This window comes from Burkholderia orbicola, from assembly GCF_900100915.1.
In the GTDB taxonomy this organism is placed as follows: Bacteria; Pseudomonadota; Gammaproteobacteria; order Burkholderiales; family Burkholderiaceae; genus Burkholderia; species Burkholderia orbicola.
The window spans coordinates 2513166-2528881 of record NZ_FNKW01000002.1; the positions used below are offsets into that span (position 1 = coordinate 2513166).

Genomic DNA, 15716 nt, shown 5'->3' on the forward strand with positions numbered 1-15716 from the left:
GGCAAAATGAACCACTCGTTTCCTGTGAGCACGGGGCGGACGTGCGTCGGGAGCGCGCTGCTGCTGTGCATGCTGCTGGTGGGCTGCCAGACGCCGCCGCCGCTTCATCGGGGGCTGACGCAGACGCAGGTGACGGCGCTGAAGTCGGCCGGGTTCCAGGAGACTGGACAGGGATTCGAATTCGGGTCGACCGGGCCGATCCTGTTCGATTTCGACCGCTACAACCTCAAGCCGGATGTGCGGCGGATCGTGGAACGGATCGGGCGGACGTTGCGGTCGGCGGGGATCAACGGAGTGCGCGTGTACGGGTACTCGGATGACGAGGGGACGGCTGCTTACGACGCCGAGTTGTCCAGGCGGCGAGCGGAAGTCGTTGCGGTCGAGCTGGTTGACGTCGGGCTGGATGCGAAGCGGATTGCGATCGTCGGAAAAGGGAAGCTCGACCCGGTCGGGGATAACAGGACGCCGGCAGGGCGGGCGCAGAATCGGCGGGCGGCGATCGTGGTTTCGCCGCGATGAGGGTGGTGCGCCGGGATGGCGATTGCACGCTTGCCGACGAGGAGGTCGTCTCTAGTATGTTCGTTCAAACACTGACCCGGGAAGGCCTTGGCGCGGTCAGTCTCAGCTGTTTCCCGCCATTGTCACGCGGATACTCCAGCATCCGTTGATCGCCGCCGTGTCCCGCGCCGTGCGGCCTGTCGAGACATGCGGGGTGACACGGTTTCCATTGCCGACCGTCGTGCTGCCTGGCCGTGGGCGACCGCGGTCTCGTGTCCGGCTGCCGGTCCGTTTTTCGATTTTAAGGGTCGGAAAGCAAACGTTTGCCGGAGACTTTCAAGCGGTCGGGTTTTACCCTACATTATCGTGGCTGCGGACCGGCGAGCCGGCCGATGGAACCTGAGATCACACGCAAGGAACAAGAATGAGTTTCGCTCCGAATGGGGGTATTCCCAGTGGATTGGGTGGTGGTGCGCTCGGCTCCCTGAGCGCGCTCGGCGGCCTCGCCGGCCCGGTGGCGTCGAGTGTGGCCGGCAGCCTCGGGCCGCTCGCGGGGCTGGCCGGGCACGTCGACACCGTCCAGCGCGCGCTGCAGCTCGCACAGACCGGTTTCTCGCTGATGGAGAAGACGCCCGGCGCCATCGCCGAGGCGATCAACGGCGCCGCCAACCCCGCGCGTCTGACCCAGCTCAATCGTTACGTCACGCTCGATACGCCGCTCGGCCCGGATGTGCTGCTGGTCAGCGCGGCCGTCGTCGACGAGCACGTGAACCGCTTGCCGGAAATCCATCTCGACCTGCTGTCGCATCGCCACGACCTGCGCCCGGAGGATCTGATCGGCCAGCAGGTCAAGATCCGCTTCGACCAGCAGGCGCGCCTGTCGACGCTCGAACGCGTCGTGGCGGCGGGCGGTGGCGACAACGACCGCTACTTCGACGGCTACGTCGCGTCGTTCGATCGCGCCGGCAACCCCGGCAACGTCACGCAATACCACCTGACGGCCGTGCCGTGGTTCTGGTTCCTGACGCGCTCGACCGACTGCCGGATCTTCCAGAACAAGACCGCGCAGGACATCCTCACCGAGATTTTCCAGGAACACGGGTTTTCCGATTTCACGTTTGACATCCGGACCACCCAGAAGCCGCTCGAGTACGTCGTGATGTACCAGGAGAGCTACTACAACTTCTGCGCGCGGCTGATGGAGCAGGAAGGGCTCATCTGGACGCACCGCTACGAGAAGGACAAGCACTTTCTCGTGATCGGCGACACGAACCTGCTGTTCCGCCCGATCGACGGGCTCGCCACCGTGCCGTTCGCCGCGACCGAGGCCAGCGAAGACAGCGGCATCGACCAGTTGCACGAAGGCCGGCGCTTCGGCGTCGGCAAGGTCACGTTCCGCGACTTCAATCACCAGAATCCGTCGTCGCCGCTGATGCTGGTGGAGGCCGGCCCGCAAAACCTCAAGCATGCGAGGCTCGACGCGACCGAGCGGTTCGAGCACCAGTCGCTGTACGACCACGGCGACGACGGCAACCGCTACGCCCGTTTCGCGATGGAGGCCGAGGAGGCGCAAGCCCATCGCTATACCGGCGGCGGCTACGCGTGGCGCATGACCACGGCGGGCGCCGTGACCGTCGCGAATCATCCCGTCCTCGAAAACAACCAGGAGTACGTGATCCTGCACGTGCGTCACGAGGCCGTGAACGACTATACGCAGCACAGCGCGAAGCTGCCGTACCGCAACAGCTTCTCGCTGTTGCCGAAGAAGATTCCGTACCGTGCGCCGCGCGCGACGCCAAAGCCGGTGATTCACGGCACGCAGTCGGCGATCGTCGTCGGGCCGAAGGGCGAGGAAATTCATACGAACGGCAGCGCGGTGAAAGTGCATTTCCCGTGGGATCGGCGCGGCAAGAAGGACGGCTCCGATTCGATGTGGGTGCGCGTGTCGCAACCGTGGGCGGGCGACGGCTGGGGCGCGGCCGCGATTCCGCGGATCAAGCAGGAAGTGCTGGTGGCGTTCAATCAGGGTGATCCGGATAACCCGGTGATCGTCGGCCGCGTGTTCAACGGCGAGCAGGGCAACCCGTATCACGGCGCGGCCGGGCAGACGATGGGGATCAAGAGCCAGACGCACAAGGGGCAGGGGTCGAACGAGTTGCTGATGAGCGACGTCAATGGTGCGCAGATGCTCTACATGCATGCGCAGAAGGACATGCATACCGTGGTCGAGGACGCTCAGTGGACTCAGGTTCTCAAAGGCGACCGGACCGTCGAGGTGGGCAAGGGCAACCATACGACGGCTATCGCGGTTGGCAACCTGTCGGACGTTGTCGTGCAGGGCAATACGCTGCATCAGACGCCGCAGGGTGTGCACACGCTGGAAGCCAAGGAACTCTGGATCAAGATCGGCGGCGACGGCGGCACGCGGATCCACATGACAGCCGACTCGATCGACATCTACAAGGGCGAGTCGGTGATCCATCTGGATGACGGCAATATCAATATCCAGGCTGCCCGAACCGACATCAACCCGAAGAACGGCTAATACCAATAACCAATAAGGATAACAAAGCATGTACCAGATGCAGGAAGGCACGTTGGCGCTGCCCGTGGAATGGCAGGACAAAACGATGAACGTGTTCGTGTCGGCGGCGACTGGCACGGAGGGCGTGAGTTTCGTGATCACGCGCGAGCGGCTGCCGTGGGGCATGAAGTTCGCCGAATATGTGACGAGCGAAATCCGGAAGGTGGCGAAGCAGGTTCCGGATTACGCCGAGGTCGCGAATGAAGACGCCACGGTATCCGGGCGCGCTGCACACGTGCACGAGTTCACCTGGACCAACAACCAGGCGCTCATTCATCAGCGGTTGACGATGGTGGAATACGGGCAGGTTGTCCTGATGCTCACCTTCACCGCGCCCGGTACGCTGAGCGACACACAGCGCGAACAAATCCGGACCGTGATTCAGAGCCTTCAGTTGCGCGATCCGGTCTGAGGCCGCAATGTCGGACACGCCGAACTACAACGAGCCGAGCGGCAGCGCCCAGGAGCGTCTCGACCAGATCGCCAGGCTGGAGGACGGTGAAGCCGCGAAAGCCGCCGAGCAGCCGTTTTACGAACACCTCAACTACGGGATGCTCGGCGCCGATGCGGGCCTGACCGCCGTCGAGGGGACGGCCGCCGGGCTGGGTGCCGCCGGTACGGCGCTCGCGGGTGGGGCGACCGGCGGGGCAGCACTGGGCGCGGGCGCGATTGCGGCGGGCACCGTCATGCTTCCGCTGGCGATTGCGGTCGGCGGTGCGTGGGCGCTCGACAAGGTTGGCGTGACCGGCTGGCTGTCAAAGGAATTCACACAGGTTGGCGACGCGCTCGGCCTCACGATCGGCCGCGGCGATCCGCATCCCGCCTGCATTGGCGATCGGATCGCGCACTCGTCGGGTTTTATGGGGATTCTCGCCGGCATTGCCGTGGGGGTCGCGATTGGCGTGGCAGTGGCGGCGACCGTGGCAACCGGTGGACTCGCCGGCGCGCTGATCGTCGGCGCGTGCATGGCGGGCGGCCTGACGCTGGGGAGTGCGCTCGCGTCGGCGAGCCAGAGCATGGGCACCAACTGTGGCGAGATCGTCACCGGTTCGAGCAACGTGTACTTCGAAGGCAAGAAGGTGGCGCGTGTCACGGACCTGGTGAAATGCGATCACCATTCCGGCGTGCCGCAGGCACTCGTCGACGGCAGCAAGACCGTGTTCGTCAACGGCCTGCCGCTGGTGCGGATCGGCCACGAAACGCACTGTAGCGGCAAGGTCAATTCGGGGCGTAACAGCATCTGGATCGACAAGACGACTGGACACTACGGTCCGAAGAACCCGGAGTTGTCCGCGACTCAGGAATTCCTGGCGGGTTTGCTCGGGGGGATCGTAGGAGGCGGAGTCGGAAAATTTGCCGGCAAGGGGCTGCGGGGGTTGCGCGAAAAATTCAAGCCTGAGCCAACCCGGTCCGCGGAACAGAAGGGCATCAAGGACGAGAACCGGCCGACGTGCAAGGACCCGGTTGATCCGGTCTCCGGAGAAATGCTCGAGATCCGTACGGATCTCGTCATTCCCGGCATCCTGCCTCTCGAGTTCAAGCGACGCTATCGGACTCGATCGGACGACCACGGATTGCTCGGTCACCGCTGGTCGGACAACTGGTCGCAGCAACTGACGTTCGATGGCGGCCGCTTCGTGAGATTCCACGACGGCGCCGGCCTGGTGATCGGCTTTGACGCGCCGGATATGGCGCTCAACGGCATCAACCTGCGCGAGCCGCGCTATCGGCTGGTCGGAAGCCGGCTCGAACCGCGCATCTTCGATCGCGATACGCGGCAACTGCGTATTTTCGCGCCGCTCGTCGATGGGCGTTCGTCTCGCCTCGAACGGATCGAGGACCTCGACGGTAACGCGATCGTTCTCTCGTACGATATTGCCGGCCGTTTGAGTGGCATGGCCCATAGCGACGGCTATCGGCTCGAGATTGTTTGTCACGGGCGCGACCGACGGCTGGAGCGGATCGTTCTTCACGATGCGGACGGTGGCTCCCGGACACTCGTGAACTACGACTACCAGAACGGCATGCTTACCCACGTGGCGAGCTTCCAGTTTGGCCAGTTCTACTACGCATACGACGAACACGGCTGGATGACCCAGTGGCGGGATACGGACCAGACCGACGTTCGATATCGGTACGACACCGCTGGTCGTGTAGTCGAGACCGGCACGCAGCAGGGTTATCACACAGGTCGGTTCATCTACGAGGCCGGTCGCACACGGGTGATCGATGTCGACGGAGAATGGACCTATGACTATAACGATGAAGGTCTTGTAACGGCCGAAACCGATCCGCTCGGCCATTGCACTCGCTCCGAATGGGAGCTTGGTCGCCTGATGGCCCGGATCGATTCGCTGGGGCGACGGACGGACTATCGATACGACGAGCGTGGTCAACTGACTTCGGTCGTCGAAAGCTCGGGGAGGACGGTCGAGTTCGACTATGACGACGAGCAGCGCCTTACCGGCACGCGCTTGCCGAATGGCGGCCGGATCAGGCTCGAGTATGACTATCTGTATCGATTGATTGCTCGCACCGAGCCGGACGGCAACAGAACTGCCTATCGCTACGGCCCCCGAGGCGAACTGCTGCGGGTGGTTCAGGGTGATCGCGAGACGCGCCTGGACTACGATGACCGGTTGCGGCTGACCGACATCGAGTTGCCGACAGGTGCGCGCTTCAGGCGCAAGATTGACGTGCTGGGCCGGTTGCTGGAGGAGACGGCGCCCGACGGGCACGTGACGCGCTTCGACTATGCTGACGGCCCGGCAAATCCGCGCGGCCTGCTGAGCGCGATCACGCGCCCCGATGGCTCGGTGTCGAGGGCGCGATACAACAGCGAGAGCCTGCCCGTCGAGTGGATCGATCCGCTCGGACGTACGATCCGGCGAACCTACGGCCCGTTCGATTTGCTCACGGCGTCGGTCGACGCGGCCGGTCATGCAACGCGTTTCGAGTACGACCATGCCACCCGGCTGACGAAGGTCATCAATGCGCTGGGAGAGACTTACACGTACCGCTACGACGCGGCCGGGCGTCTCGCGGCGGAGATCGACTGGGGCGGCCGCGCGACTCGATATGAGCGCGATGCCGTCGGCCGCCTGCTGGCGAAGACACTGCCCGACGGTGGCCAGTGGCGCTATACGTACGATGCATCCGACCGGCTCATCGAGATCGATGCCGGCGACGTGAAGCTTGCTTACCGCTACGATGCGAGCGGACGACTGGCGTCGGCGGAGGTCCAGGGTGAGCACGTTCACGTGACGCGCTTTGCCTACGACAGGAATGGCCGCTTGATCGGAGAAGATCAGCATGGCGAACTGTTGCGGCACGTCTATGACGCGGATGGGCAGCGGCGCCTTCGGCTGACGCCTCGGCGGGAGACGGCCTATACCTATGATGCATTGGGTGCGCTTACGCAGGTCGCCGGGCTGACGATCCAGCGCGATGGCTTAGGGCGCGAGATCGGGCGGCAGGCGGGAGATTTTGTCGCGCAGCAACAGTACGATGCGCTCGGCCGTATACGCCGGCAGATCGCAGGGCCTGCGGTAGCCTTCGATGCGTTGCAAGCCGATCCGGCCCGGGCGCTCGAGCAATTGACGCGGCAGGTCTATCACTACGACGCAGCCGGACAACTGGAGCGAGTGGACACCGGCGCGGATACGCTCACCTACCAGCGCGATGAGCGCGGCCAGATCATCTCCGCAGAAAGTCTGCTGCAGCCAAGCGAGCACTTCCGCTACGACGCTGTGATGAACATTGCCGCGCACGGGCAACGGGCACCTGTGGATGCCCACCACTATCGCCGCGGAGGTCTGCCGGAACAGGTTGGCTATGCACGCTATCAATACGATGCACGTGGCCGCACGATCGAGAAGACGGTCGAACAGCCGGGGTTCAGGCCGAAAACGTGGCAATACACTTGGGATGGCCTCAATCGGCTCGTGAAGGTCGTTACGCCCGAGCGCGGTGTTTGGGCGTATCGCTATGACGCTTTCAATCGCCGGATCGAGAAGCAGCAAGTCGGCGGCCGTGAAACGGTGAGGTTCCTGTGGGACGGGTCGACGCTGGCAGAACGATGGACCGAGCAGCGGGATGGTACGACGGGCCAAGTCGTGACATGGCATATCGAGCCGGGCAGTTTTTCGCCGCTCGCGCAGGAGACCGACGACGGCCTCTACCCGATCCTGACCGATCAGGTCGGTCTGCCGAAGGCCGTGTTTGACCAATACGGCAAGCCAGTGTGGAAGTCTGCGTATTCGTTGTGGGGCAAACTGCTGCCGGCACGGCGTGCCGCTAATGACGGCCCGTCAGCGATTGACACAACGCTGCGCTTCCCTGGCCAGTGGGTGGACGACGAAACGGAACTCAGTTACAACCTGAATCGGTATTATGATCCGGATTCCGGCGCGTATCTTAGTCAGGATCCGATCGGCCTGCGGGGCGGCACTCGCAACTATGGATACGTCCCGACTCCGACTGACGAGACTGATCCGTTGGGGCTCCAGCGATGTCCGATTCCAGGTATCCGTGAAGGCTTCGCGGAATGGTTTAATAAGTTGACGCCCGACGAGTTCGACGCCTACTGGAAGGACTATCGAGGGACGATTGAGGACAGACTGCGTTGGCCTGGCAAAATGCACGAGTGGTTGCCAGTAAGTCGCGCCCCTACCTTTAAGCGTTGGGGGCTCACTGCAGAAGATATCTGGGGAAATCGAACGCCGACGAAATCCACTGGTGGTATCAACCCTGACTGGATGCACGGAAAGAAAGGATCAGGGACGGCGCATGGCGAAATTATTGATATTGTCGATTCGTCCACGGACTATGCAACGTACTTACGGCGTTTGCAGAACTGGGGAAATTATCGGCTCACAAATGGCGTCGACGACCTTCCCGCGGGTCTTCGGCCGCCGACGGAGTAACGAAGAATGGAAAAAGCTAACAAGGTATCAGTCTGGGTTGGGAAGTTCACTGACGACGATGATCTTACGGACTACATCGAGAACGCGTACGACGAGAACGGTGACTCTTCCAATCAATTTCGAGACGATACCGGAATTGATGGGTTTGACGATGGCTTCCGCGAGGCGGACATGCTGCAACCGGATCTAAGCCTCCGAGAGAATCTTGTGGGATTTTCTTGGATTGATAGTTTTGCCGACGTGCTGATTCCTCAGCTCGAAGCTATGCGCAGTGCTGATGATAACGGTCTGATCCTGCTTTATAACTTCCAGTACGAGAACGCAGAAAACGTCCGTCCTGCCTCCCGTGTGCGCTTCGTCGGGACGTTTGATTTTCAGAAGTAGGCTTGGTGGTGTAGTTCAAAACGGCGAGATCGAAGCAAACAGGGCTTACGAATTTACGGACACGCACCGTGCGATGGAGTACCGCCACGCGGATAGCGCTTGTGTTCACATTCGTGCGCCATGGAGGGCGGAGAACGACTACCGCGGCACGGCGGCTGAGCTGCCGCACCCCAAAAGCTTCGTGCCGAAATGAAAGAAAGTCACATACTTTTCGACATGTCGAATCCGGCAATTCACGGCACGCTGTTGGCAATCGTCGTCGCCCTGAAGGGAGAGGAATTTATATCAAATAGTAGCGCCGTGACGATGCAACTGGCTTGGCGATCGGGTGTTGTGCAATGGTAAACAAAATTTTGATTGATATTGATGTGGAGATATCAAGGTCGAATTTCTTTGATTTTTTATCTGGCTTGGACTTCGACGACATGCTTGATAAAAGGGACGCCATCCACTTTGACGATCTCTGGATGCGGGCATTCGACGAGGTCGATGGATTTTTCCTCTCCGCTGATGACGAGAAATTCTTGGGCTCTGTTAGAGAAAAGGCGTTCAAGCTCTCGTTTCATGCTTCCGGAAATCTCGACATCGCAGGAAGGGTTTCCGACGACGTCGAACTGATCGCGAAGAGTATGTTGGCTGAGAAAGTGGATAGCTGGCCGGTTAAAGTGCTGTGGGATAGCTATAAAAAAGGTGATTTTTCCTGCTGAACTGAGATGATGGTAGGTTGCGGCAAGATTCTCGACGTAGTAGATAAACGGGGCCGAACGAGGTGAGCTGTGCACTTGTCTTTTTCGTGACGAAAATTTCTCGTGGTATGCGTAGACCAGCCCTAAACGGCAGCTACCCCAAAACCCCACCTCACCAAGCAATATCGCAAGACGACCGCGACGTCCCCGCACCACCGGTAGCCGTGCACTTCGTCCCTGAACCGTTGTCGTAGAACGTCCGCGTCTCCGGCTGCGGCACCGACGGATCGAACGGATTCGGCGCCCCATGCGGACCGCGCGGCGCATCGTACGGCCGCTGCGGTGCATACGAACCGCCACTTCCAGCAGGCCGCGAGCCGTTCGCGCGCAGGTATTCATTCCAGTTCTGCTCGCGCTGCTCATACCCGGGCACTGCGCGACCCAGGCTATCGCTCCCGCCCGCGCCGAGCGCGACGCGGTTCGGCGGCAAGACGAAATCGGGTTCACGCCCGGAAGAAGCGGGCAGCGGCGCCACCAGCGCGTCGCTCGTCACCCGCAACGGCCGCGTATCCGGTGTATCGAACGGGCTACGTTCGGCAGGCGCAGCGAACTGCACCCGTCGGCGGCTCATACGCGCCGCATGCCCGTCATCCCGAGCAGCCGCACGCCGCTCCGAGCGAAACACGTTGGCACCGGCCGACCGATCGGTCAGCGTATCGCGTCCTGAAGCATGGGAAGCAGAAACAGAAAGCGCGCACGCGATCGCGGCGGCGGAAGAGAGGCGGATTGGGCAATTCATGGGCGATCCGAAGCAGGTGATGTGCATTGAACAAAAACGGCAGATCACTGGCTGGCGGCTGAGCGACGAGGGTGCGTCGAAGCGGCCCTGAAGCGACTGCGAGGCGCGGTGAAGGCGACTTGCAGGGAGGCTGGCTGGATTGCAGAAGCGAGTTCGTATTATTTCATGGAAATATCAAAAAGCTTTCAAATTGTTTAGTTTCGCAGATAAACAGTAAGAATTTCCGTCTCACCGAGCGCCCCGTCATGGTGCGTGCTCACACAATCATCAGTCGATTGATTTCCAGCGACCAGGGCCCTTGGCAACCTAAAAAACGCATCACCGGGGAGTCTCCATCGCCGAACGCCAAGCCCAGCAAGGAACCCGCCCCACCTTCTTGGCAAAATAGCAACCCGATTGCACTCGGAGCAAACGTTCTCGCCTCCCCGAGGTTGCGCCGCGATCGCCACCCACCTATCTCAAAAGCCTACGTGTTTTCCCTCGGTCGACAGGCATTTTTGACAGACGATTAAAAAACGCCCATATAATTTCGGTTGCCTTGCCAACGGCTGTCGGACCATCCCTCCGAACGAGCAGTTGGCAAGCGGGGCAGGCGAAACGCTTGCGCAATGCAAGACGCATCACGATGTCTTTCCGAACCAGACGTCCCCATCGGGGACTGCAAGAGCCGGGCCCCGCTACGCAACATTCCGCTGGAGTTCCGTCTTCTATGTGTCTCGGGCGTGTCCCATGTCCTCGCCTCGGGTGCTGTTCGATTGCGCAAGTCATGCCGCCTTTGCCCGTATGACTAAACAACATCGAGGAGCTCCCAGATGACGCTGTCCCGTCTTACGTCCATTTCCGTCGCCGCCGTGCTGTTCGCCGCCGGCGCCGCCGCCGCGCAAGCGGAAACCGTGAAGATCGCCATCGCTGGTCCGATGAGCGGCTCGGTCGCCCAATACGGCGACATGGTGAAGGCCGGCGCGCTGACCGCGATCGAACAGATCAACGCGGCCGGCGGTGCGGGCGGCAACAAGTTCGAAGTCGTGATGATGGACGACGCGTGCGAACCGAAGCAGGCCGTCGCCGTCGCCAACAAGATCGTCAGCCAGAAAATCAAGTACGTGATCGGCCACGTGTGCTCGGGTTCGACGATTCCCGCGTCGGACATCTACGAGAACGAAGGCATCGTGATGGTCACGCCGTCGGCCACCGCGCCGCAGCTGACGGAAGGCAAGAAGCGCCACTTCATCTTCCGCACGATCGGCCGCGACGACCAGCAAGGCCCGGCCGCCGCGCACTACATCATCAACAACGTGAAGCCGAAGAAGGTCGCGGTCCTGCACGACAAGCAGTCGTACGGCCAGGGCATCGCGTCGTCGGTGAAGAAGGACCTCGAAGCGGCGAAGATCCCGGTCGTGCTGTTCGAAGGCATCAATGCCGGCGATTCGGACTACTCGGCGATCATCACGAAGCTGAAGTCGCAAGGCGTCGATTTCGTCTACTTCGGCGGTTACCACCCGGAAATGGGCCTGCTGATGCGCCAGGCGCGCGAGCAGGGCGTGAAGGCGACCTTCATGGGGCCTGAAGGCGTGGGCAACAAGGACGTGACGGCGATCGCCGGCCCGGCTTCGGAAGGCATGCTGGTCACGCTGCCGGCCGACTTCTCGGCCGATCCGGCCAACGCGGCGCTCGTGAAGGCGTTCGCGGACAAGAAGCGCGACCCGAACGGCCCGTTCCAGATGCCGGCGTACGCCGCGGTGAAGATCATCGCCGACTCGATCGTGGGAGCGAAGACGACCGACCCGACGAAGGTCGCCGCGTACATGCACAAGACGACGTTCGACACGCCGATCGGCAAGGTCGCGTATGACGCACAGGGCGACCTGAAGGCGTTCAAGTTCGTCGTGTACACGTGGCACAAGGACGCGACGAAGACCGCCGCCAAGTAAGACGGAGTACCCGCCCATGCGCCCGCCCTGTCCGAAACCCGGACGGGGCGGGTGCGTATTGGCCGCGCATTCCCCGTGCGCGGCCAAGGAGGGCGGCCCGAGACGACACCGTGCGTTGCGCGCGGCCGACCGCCGTGATCCGGCGACGGCATGCGACCCAATGCCAACGGGAGCTTCCCGCACATGACTGACTTCTTTCCTCAATTCGCCCAGCAGCTGGTCAACGGCCTGACGCTGGGTGCGATCTATGCGTTGATCGCCATCGGCTATTCGATGGTCTACGGCATCATCGGCATGATCAACTTCGCCCACGGCGAGATCTACATGATCGGCGCGTACGTGGGCCTCGTGACCCTGACGGCCATCGGCATCTCCGCCGGCTATCCGCTGCCGCTCGTGCTCGGCGCCGCGCTGATCGTGTCGGTGATCGTCACCGGCCTGTACGGCTTCGCGGTCGAGCGCGTCGCGTATCGCCCGCTGCGCGGCGGCCCGCGCCTCGTGCCGCTGATCTCCGCGATCGGCATGTCGATCTTCCTGCAGAACTACGTACAGATCGGCCAGGGCGCCCGCGACGTGTCGGTGCCCGTGCTGATCTCCGGCGCGTTCGAGATCCATCTCGGCGGCGACTACGACGTGACGATTCCGTATGCGCGCCTGTTGATCGTCTGCGTGACGCTCGTGCTGATGATCGCGCTCACGCTGTTCATCTCGCATTCGCGGATGGGCCGTGCGTGCCGCGCGTGCGCCGAGGACATGAAGATGGCGAACCTGCTCGGCATCGACACGAACCGCGTGATCTCGTTCACGTTCGTGCTCGGCGCGATGCTGGCGGCCGTCGGCGGCGTGCTGATCGGGCTGACGATCGGCAAGCTGAATCCGTATATCGGCTTCGTCGCGGGCATCAAGGCGTTCACCGCCGCGGTGCTCGGCGGGATCGGCAGCATTCCGGGCGCGATGCTCGGCGGCGTGCTGCTGGGCCTGGCCGAAACCTTCGCCGCGGGCTACATGCCGGCCGAGTACAAGGACGTGGTCGCGTTCGGCCTGCTCGTGCTGATCCTGCTCTTCCGCCCGACCGGCCTGCTCGGCAAGTCGGACATCGAAAAGGTTTGAGGGAGACGCAGATGAGTCAAGTCATTTCCGTTCGCCGCCCGGCCGCCGACGCGTCGGTCGGCCAGGCGCTGAAGAATGCGGTGGCCGCCGCGATCCTGACGGCGATCCTCACGATTCCGGTGCTCGGGCTGCAACTGAAGCTCGATGGTTACCAGGTCGTGCTGACGCCGCATTGGCGCCCGGTGTGGATCGCGGTCGCGGCCGTGTTCCTGTTCCAGTTGTTCAAGCCGTGGCTGATGCGCGCGAAAGCGGCCGTGAAGCTGCCGGCGGCGCCGACGATGGGCGCGCAGCAGCAGCGCGTGATCATCTGGGTGCTGCTCGCCGTTGGCCTCGTATGGCCGTTCTTCGGCTCGCGCGGCGCGGTGGACGTCGCCACGCTCGCGCTGATCTACGTGATCCTCGGCCTCGGGCTGAACATCGTGGTCGGTTTCGCGGGGCTGCTGGATCTCGGCTACGTCGGGTTCTACGCGGTCGGCGGCTATACGTACGCGATGCTGAACCAGTATTTCGGGTTGTCGTTCTGGGAGTGCCTGCCGATCGCGGCGATCGCCGCGGCGACGTTCGGCTTCCTGCTCGGCTTCCCGGTGCTGCGCCTGCGCGGCGACTATCTGGCGATCGTCACGCTCGGCTTCGGCGAAATCATCCGCCTGCTCGCGAACAACCTGACGAGCCTCACCGGCGGCCCGGATGGCATCTCGAGCATTCCGAAGCCGACGGTGTTCGGCTTCGAGATGGCGCGCTCGGCGAGCGTCGAAGGCGCGAAGACCTTCCATGAACTGATCGGGCTGGAATACAGCGGCGAGCACATGGTGATCTTCCTGTACCTGATCGCGCTGCTGCTGGTGGGTTTCACGCTGTTCGTGACGAGCCGCCTGATCCGCATGCCGATGGGGCGCGCATGGGAAGCGTTGCGCGACGACGAGATCGCATGCCGTTCGCTCGGCCTGAACCCGACGCGCATCAAGCTGTCGGCGTTCACGCTCGGCGCGGCGTTCGCGGGTATCGGCGGCGCGTTCTTCGCGGCGCGTCAGGGCCTCGTGAATCCTGAATCGTTCACCTTCATCGAATCGGCGCTGATCCTCGCGATCGTCGTGCTCGGCGGGATGGGCTCGCAGCTCGGCGTGATTCTTGCGGCGATCCTGCTGACCGTGCTGCCGGAGGTCGCGCGCGGGTTCGCCGAATACCGGATGCTGATCTTCGGTCTGGTGATGGTGTTGATGATGATGTGGCGTCCGCAGGGCCTGCTGCCCGCGAGCCGTCCCCACGTGGAGCTGCCGCAATGAGCGCGAATGCAGAACTGTTGAAGGTCGCCGGGCTGCAGATGCGCTTCGGCGGGTTGCTCGCGGTGGACGGCATCGATTTCGACGTGCGCCGCGACGAGGTGTTCGCGATCATCGGGCCGAACGGCGCGGGCAAGACCACGGTGTTCAACTGCGTCGGCGGCTTCTACAAGCCGACCGGCGGCGACGTGGTGCTCGACGGCCATGCGATCGCCGGGCTGCCGAGCCACAAGATCGCGTTGAAGGGCCTGGTGCGGACGTTCCAGAACATCCGCCTGTTCAAGTCGCTGACCGTGGTCGAGAACCTGCTCGTCGCGCAGCACCGCAAGGTGAAGGCCGGGCTGCTGCACGGCCTGTTCGCGACGCCCGCGTACCGTCACGCCGAGAAGGAAGCGCTCGAGCGCGCGGCCGTGTGGCTCGACCGGATGGGGCTGACGGCGGTCGCCAACCGGCCGGCCGGCACGCTGTCGTACGGGCACCAGCGGCGTCTGGAGATTGCGCGCTGCATGATCACCGAGCCGCGCCTCTTGATGCTCGACGAGCCGGCGGCCGGCCTCAACCCGCAGGAAAAGATCGAGCTGCAGCACCTGATCGACAAGCTGCGCCGTGAATTCGGCGTATCGGTGCTGCTGATCGAACACGACATGAGCCTCGTGATGGGTGTGTCCGACCGCATCCTCGTGATGGAGCACGGCCGGCCGATCGTGATCGGCACGCCGGAAGCGGTCCGCAACGACCCGCGCGTGATCAAGGCGTATCTGGGGGAAGAGTGATGCTGAAGCTGGAACAGGTCCATACGCACTACGGCGCGGTCGAAGCGCTCGCGGGCGTGTCGATCGAGGTGAACAAGGGCGAGATCGTCACGCTGATCGGCAGCAACGGCGCCGGCAAGACGACGCTGATGATGACGGTATGCGGCACGCCGCGCGCGTCGTCGGGCCGCGTGCTGTTCGAGGGCAACGACATCACCGCGATGTCGACGCACCAGATCATGCGGCAGGGAATGGCGATCTCGCCGGAAGGGCGGCGCGTGTTCCCGAGCCTGACGGTGCTCGAGAACCTGAAGATGGGCGGCTTCTTCGCGAGCCGTCACGAGATCGACGACGGCATCGAGCACGTGTTCAAGCTGTTTCCGCGCTTGAAGGAGCGCGCGACGCAGCGGGCCGGCACGATGTCGGGCGGCGAGCAGCAGATGCTGGCGATCGGCCGTGCGCTGATGAGCAAGCCGCGCTTGCTGCTGCTCGACGAACCGACGCTCGGCCTCGCGCCGCTCGTGATCGCGCAGATCTTCGACATCATCCGGACGATTCGCGACGAAGGCGTCACGGTGTTCCTCGTCGAGCAGAACGCGAACAAGGCGCTCGGCGTGGCCGATCGCGGCTACGTGCTCGAAACGGGGCGCGTGGTGCTGGCCGACACGGGCGCGAACCTGCTCGCGAACGATCGCATCAAGCAGGCGTATCTCGGCGGTTGATCGACGGGAAGCCGCTGGCCTGCAACGGGCCGGCGGCAGCTTTTC

The 15716-nt window shown here is 63.0% G+C and carries 12 protein-coding genes; 11 read left to right on the plus strand and 1 reads right to left on the minus strand.

From position 1 onward, the window contains the following. Positions 1-6: 6 nt before the first annotated feature. The 6 genes from BLS50_RS28135 (at position 7) to BLS50_RS28160 (ending at position 9098) form a co-directional block, all read left to right on the plus strand. Positions 7-519, plus strand: coding sequence for an OmpA family protein (locus BLS50_RS28135; protein ID WP_011547147.1), 513 nt, complete (start codon positions 7-9; stop codon positions 517-519). Positions 520-922: 403 nt separating this feature from the next. After that, positions 923-3043 (plus strand): type VI secretion system Vgr family protein, encoded by a 2121-nt coding sequence (locus BLS50_RS28140; protein WP_074805854.1) that lies wholly within the window; start codon positions 923-925, stop codon positions 3041-3043. 28 nt (positions 3044-3071) lie between these two features. Then, on the plus strand, positions 3072-3494 hold the full coding sequence (locus BLS50_RS28145; RefSeq protein WP_011547149.1) for a DcrB-related protein: 423 nt from the start codon (positions 3072-3074) through the stop codon (positions 3492-3494). 7 nt (positions 3495-3501) lie between these two features. Next, positions 3502-8007, plus strand: coding sequence for a DUF6531 domain-containing protein (locus BLS50_RS28150; RefSeq protein WP_256334192.1), 4506 nt, complete (start codon positions 3502-3504; stop codon positions 8005-8007). 6 nt (positions 8008-8013) lie between these two features. Beyond that, positions 8014-8391, plus strand: a complete 378-nt coding sequence (locus tag BLS50_RS28155) for an immunity 22 family protein (RefSeq protein WP_074805857.1) — start codon at positions 8014-8016, stop codon at positions 8389-8391. A 338-nt stretch (positions 8392-8729) separates the two neighbouring features. Next, positions 8730-9098: a hypothetical protein gene (locus tag BLS50_RS28160; RefSeq protein WP_074805859.1), complete on the plus strand. Its 369-nt coding sequence runs from the start codon at positions 8730-8732 to the stop codon at positions 9096-9098. A 151-nt stretch (positions 9099-9249) separates the two neighbouring features. Here BLS50_RS28160 and BLS50_RS28165 read toward each other — a convergent pair whose 3' ends face one another. After that, a complete protein-coding gene (locus BLS50_RS28165; protein ID WP_074805861.1) occupies positions 9250-9903 on the minus strand; it encodes a hypothetical protein in 654 nt (217 codons plus the stop codon). 785 nt (positions 9904-10688) lie between these two features. Between BLS50_RS28165 and BLS50_RS28170 the strand changes: the two genes are divergently transcribed. The 5 genes from BLS50_RS28170 to BLS50_RS28190 all read left to right on the plus strand — a co-directional run bounded on the left by BLS50_RS28170 (position 10689) and on the right by BLS50_RS28190 (position 15671). Continuing rightward, entirely contained in the window at positions 10689-11807 is a 1119-nt protein-coding gene (locus BLS50_RS28170; RefSeq protein WP_074805864.1) for a branched-chain amino acid ABC transporter substrate-binding protein, read from the plus strand. A gap of 183 nt (positions 11808-11990) precedes the next feature. Next, on the plus strand, positions 11991-12917 hold the full coding sequence (gene livH / locus BLS50_RS28175; protein ID WP_012339584.1) for a high-affinity branched-chain amino acid ABC transporter permease LivH: 927 nt from the start codon (positions 11991-11993) through the stop codon (positions 12915-12917). An 11-nt stretch (positions 12918-12928) separates the two neighbouring features. Then, a complete protein-coding gene (locus BLS50_RS28180; RefSeq protein WP_012339585.1) occupies positions 12929-14200 on the plus strand; it encodes a high-affinity branched-chain amino acid ABC transporter permease LivM in 1272 nt (423 codons plus the stop codon). Further along, entirely contained in the window at positions 14197-14970 is a 774-nt protein-coding gene (livG, locus tag BLS50_RS28185) for a high-affinity branched-chain amino acid ABC transporter ATP-binding protein LivG (protein WP_006480715.1), read from the plus strand. The genes BLS50_RS28180 and livG overlap by 4 nt, the downstream gene beginning before the upstream one ends. Further along, positions 14970-15671: an ABC transporter ATP-binding protein gene (locus tag BLS50_RS28190; protein WP_011694813.1), complete on the plus strand. Its 702-nt coding sequence runs from the start codon at positions 14970-14972 to the stop codon at positions 15669-15671. Before livG ends, BLS50_RS28190 begins: the two co-directional genes overlap by 1 nt. Positions 15672-15716: the final 45 nt, after the last annotated feature.

Coding starts and splice junctions, on each gene's coding strand:
- BLS50_RS28135 (WP_011547147.1), top strand. CDS start 7: ATGAACCACTCGTTTCCTGTGAGCACGGGGCGGACGTGCGTCGGGAGC.
- BLS50_RS28140 (WP_074805854.1), top strand. CDS start 923: ATGAGTTTCGCTCCGAATGGGGGTATTCCCAGTGGATTGGGTGGTGGT.
- BLS50_RS28145 (WP_011547149.1), top strand. CDS start 3,072: ATGTACCAGATGCAGGAAGGCACGTTGGCGCTGCCCGTGGAATGGCAG.
- BLS50_RS28150 (WP_256334192.1), top strand. CDS start 3,502: ATGTCGGACACGCCGAACTACAACGAGCCGAGCGGCAGCGCCCAGGAG.
- BLS50_RS28155 (WP_074805857.1), top strand. CDS start 8,014: ATGGAAAAAGCTAACAAGGTATCAGTCTGGGTTGGGAAGTTCACTGAC.
- BLS50_RS28160 (WP_074805859.1), top strand. CDS start 8,730: ATGGTAAACAAAATTTTGATTGATATTGATGTGGAGATATCAAGGTCG.
- BLS50_RS28165 (WP_074805861.1), bottom strand. CDS start 9,903: ATGCACATCACCTGCTTCGGATCGCCCATGAATTGCCCAATCCGCCTC.
- BLS50_RS28170 (WP_074805864.1), top strand. CDS start 10,689: ATGACGCTGTCCCGTCTTACGTCCATTTCCGTCGCCGCCGTGCTGTTC.
- livH (WP_012339584.1), top strand. CDS start 11,991: ATGACTGACTTCTTTCCTCAATTCGCCCAGCAGCTGGTCAACGGCCTG.
- BLS50_RS28180 (WP_012339585.1), top strand. CDS start 12,929: ATGAGTCAAGTCATTTCCGTTCGCCGCCCGGCCGCCGACGCGTCGGTC.
- livG (WP_006480715.1), top strand. CDS start 14,197: ATGAGCGCGAATGCAGAACTGTTGAAGGTCGCCGGGCTGCAGATGCGC.
- BLS50_RS28190 (WP_011694813.1), top strand. CDS start 14,970: ATGCTGAAGCTGGAACAGGTCCATACGCACTACGGCGCGGTCGAAGCG.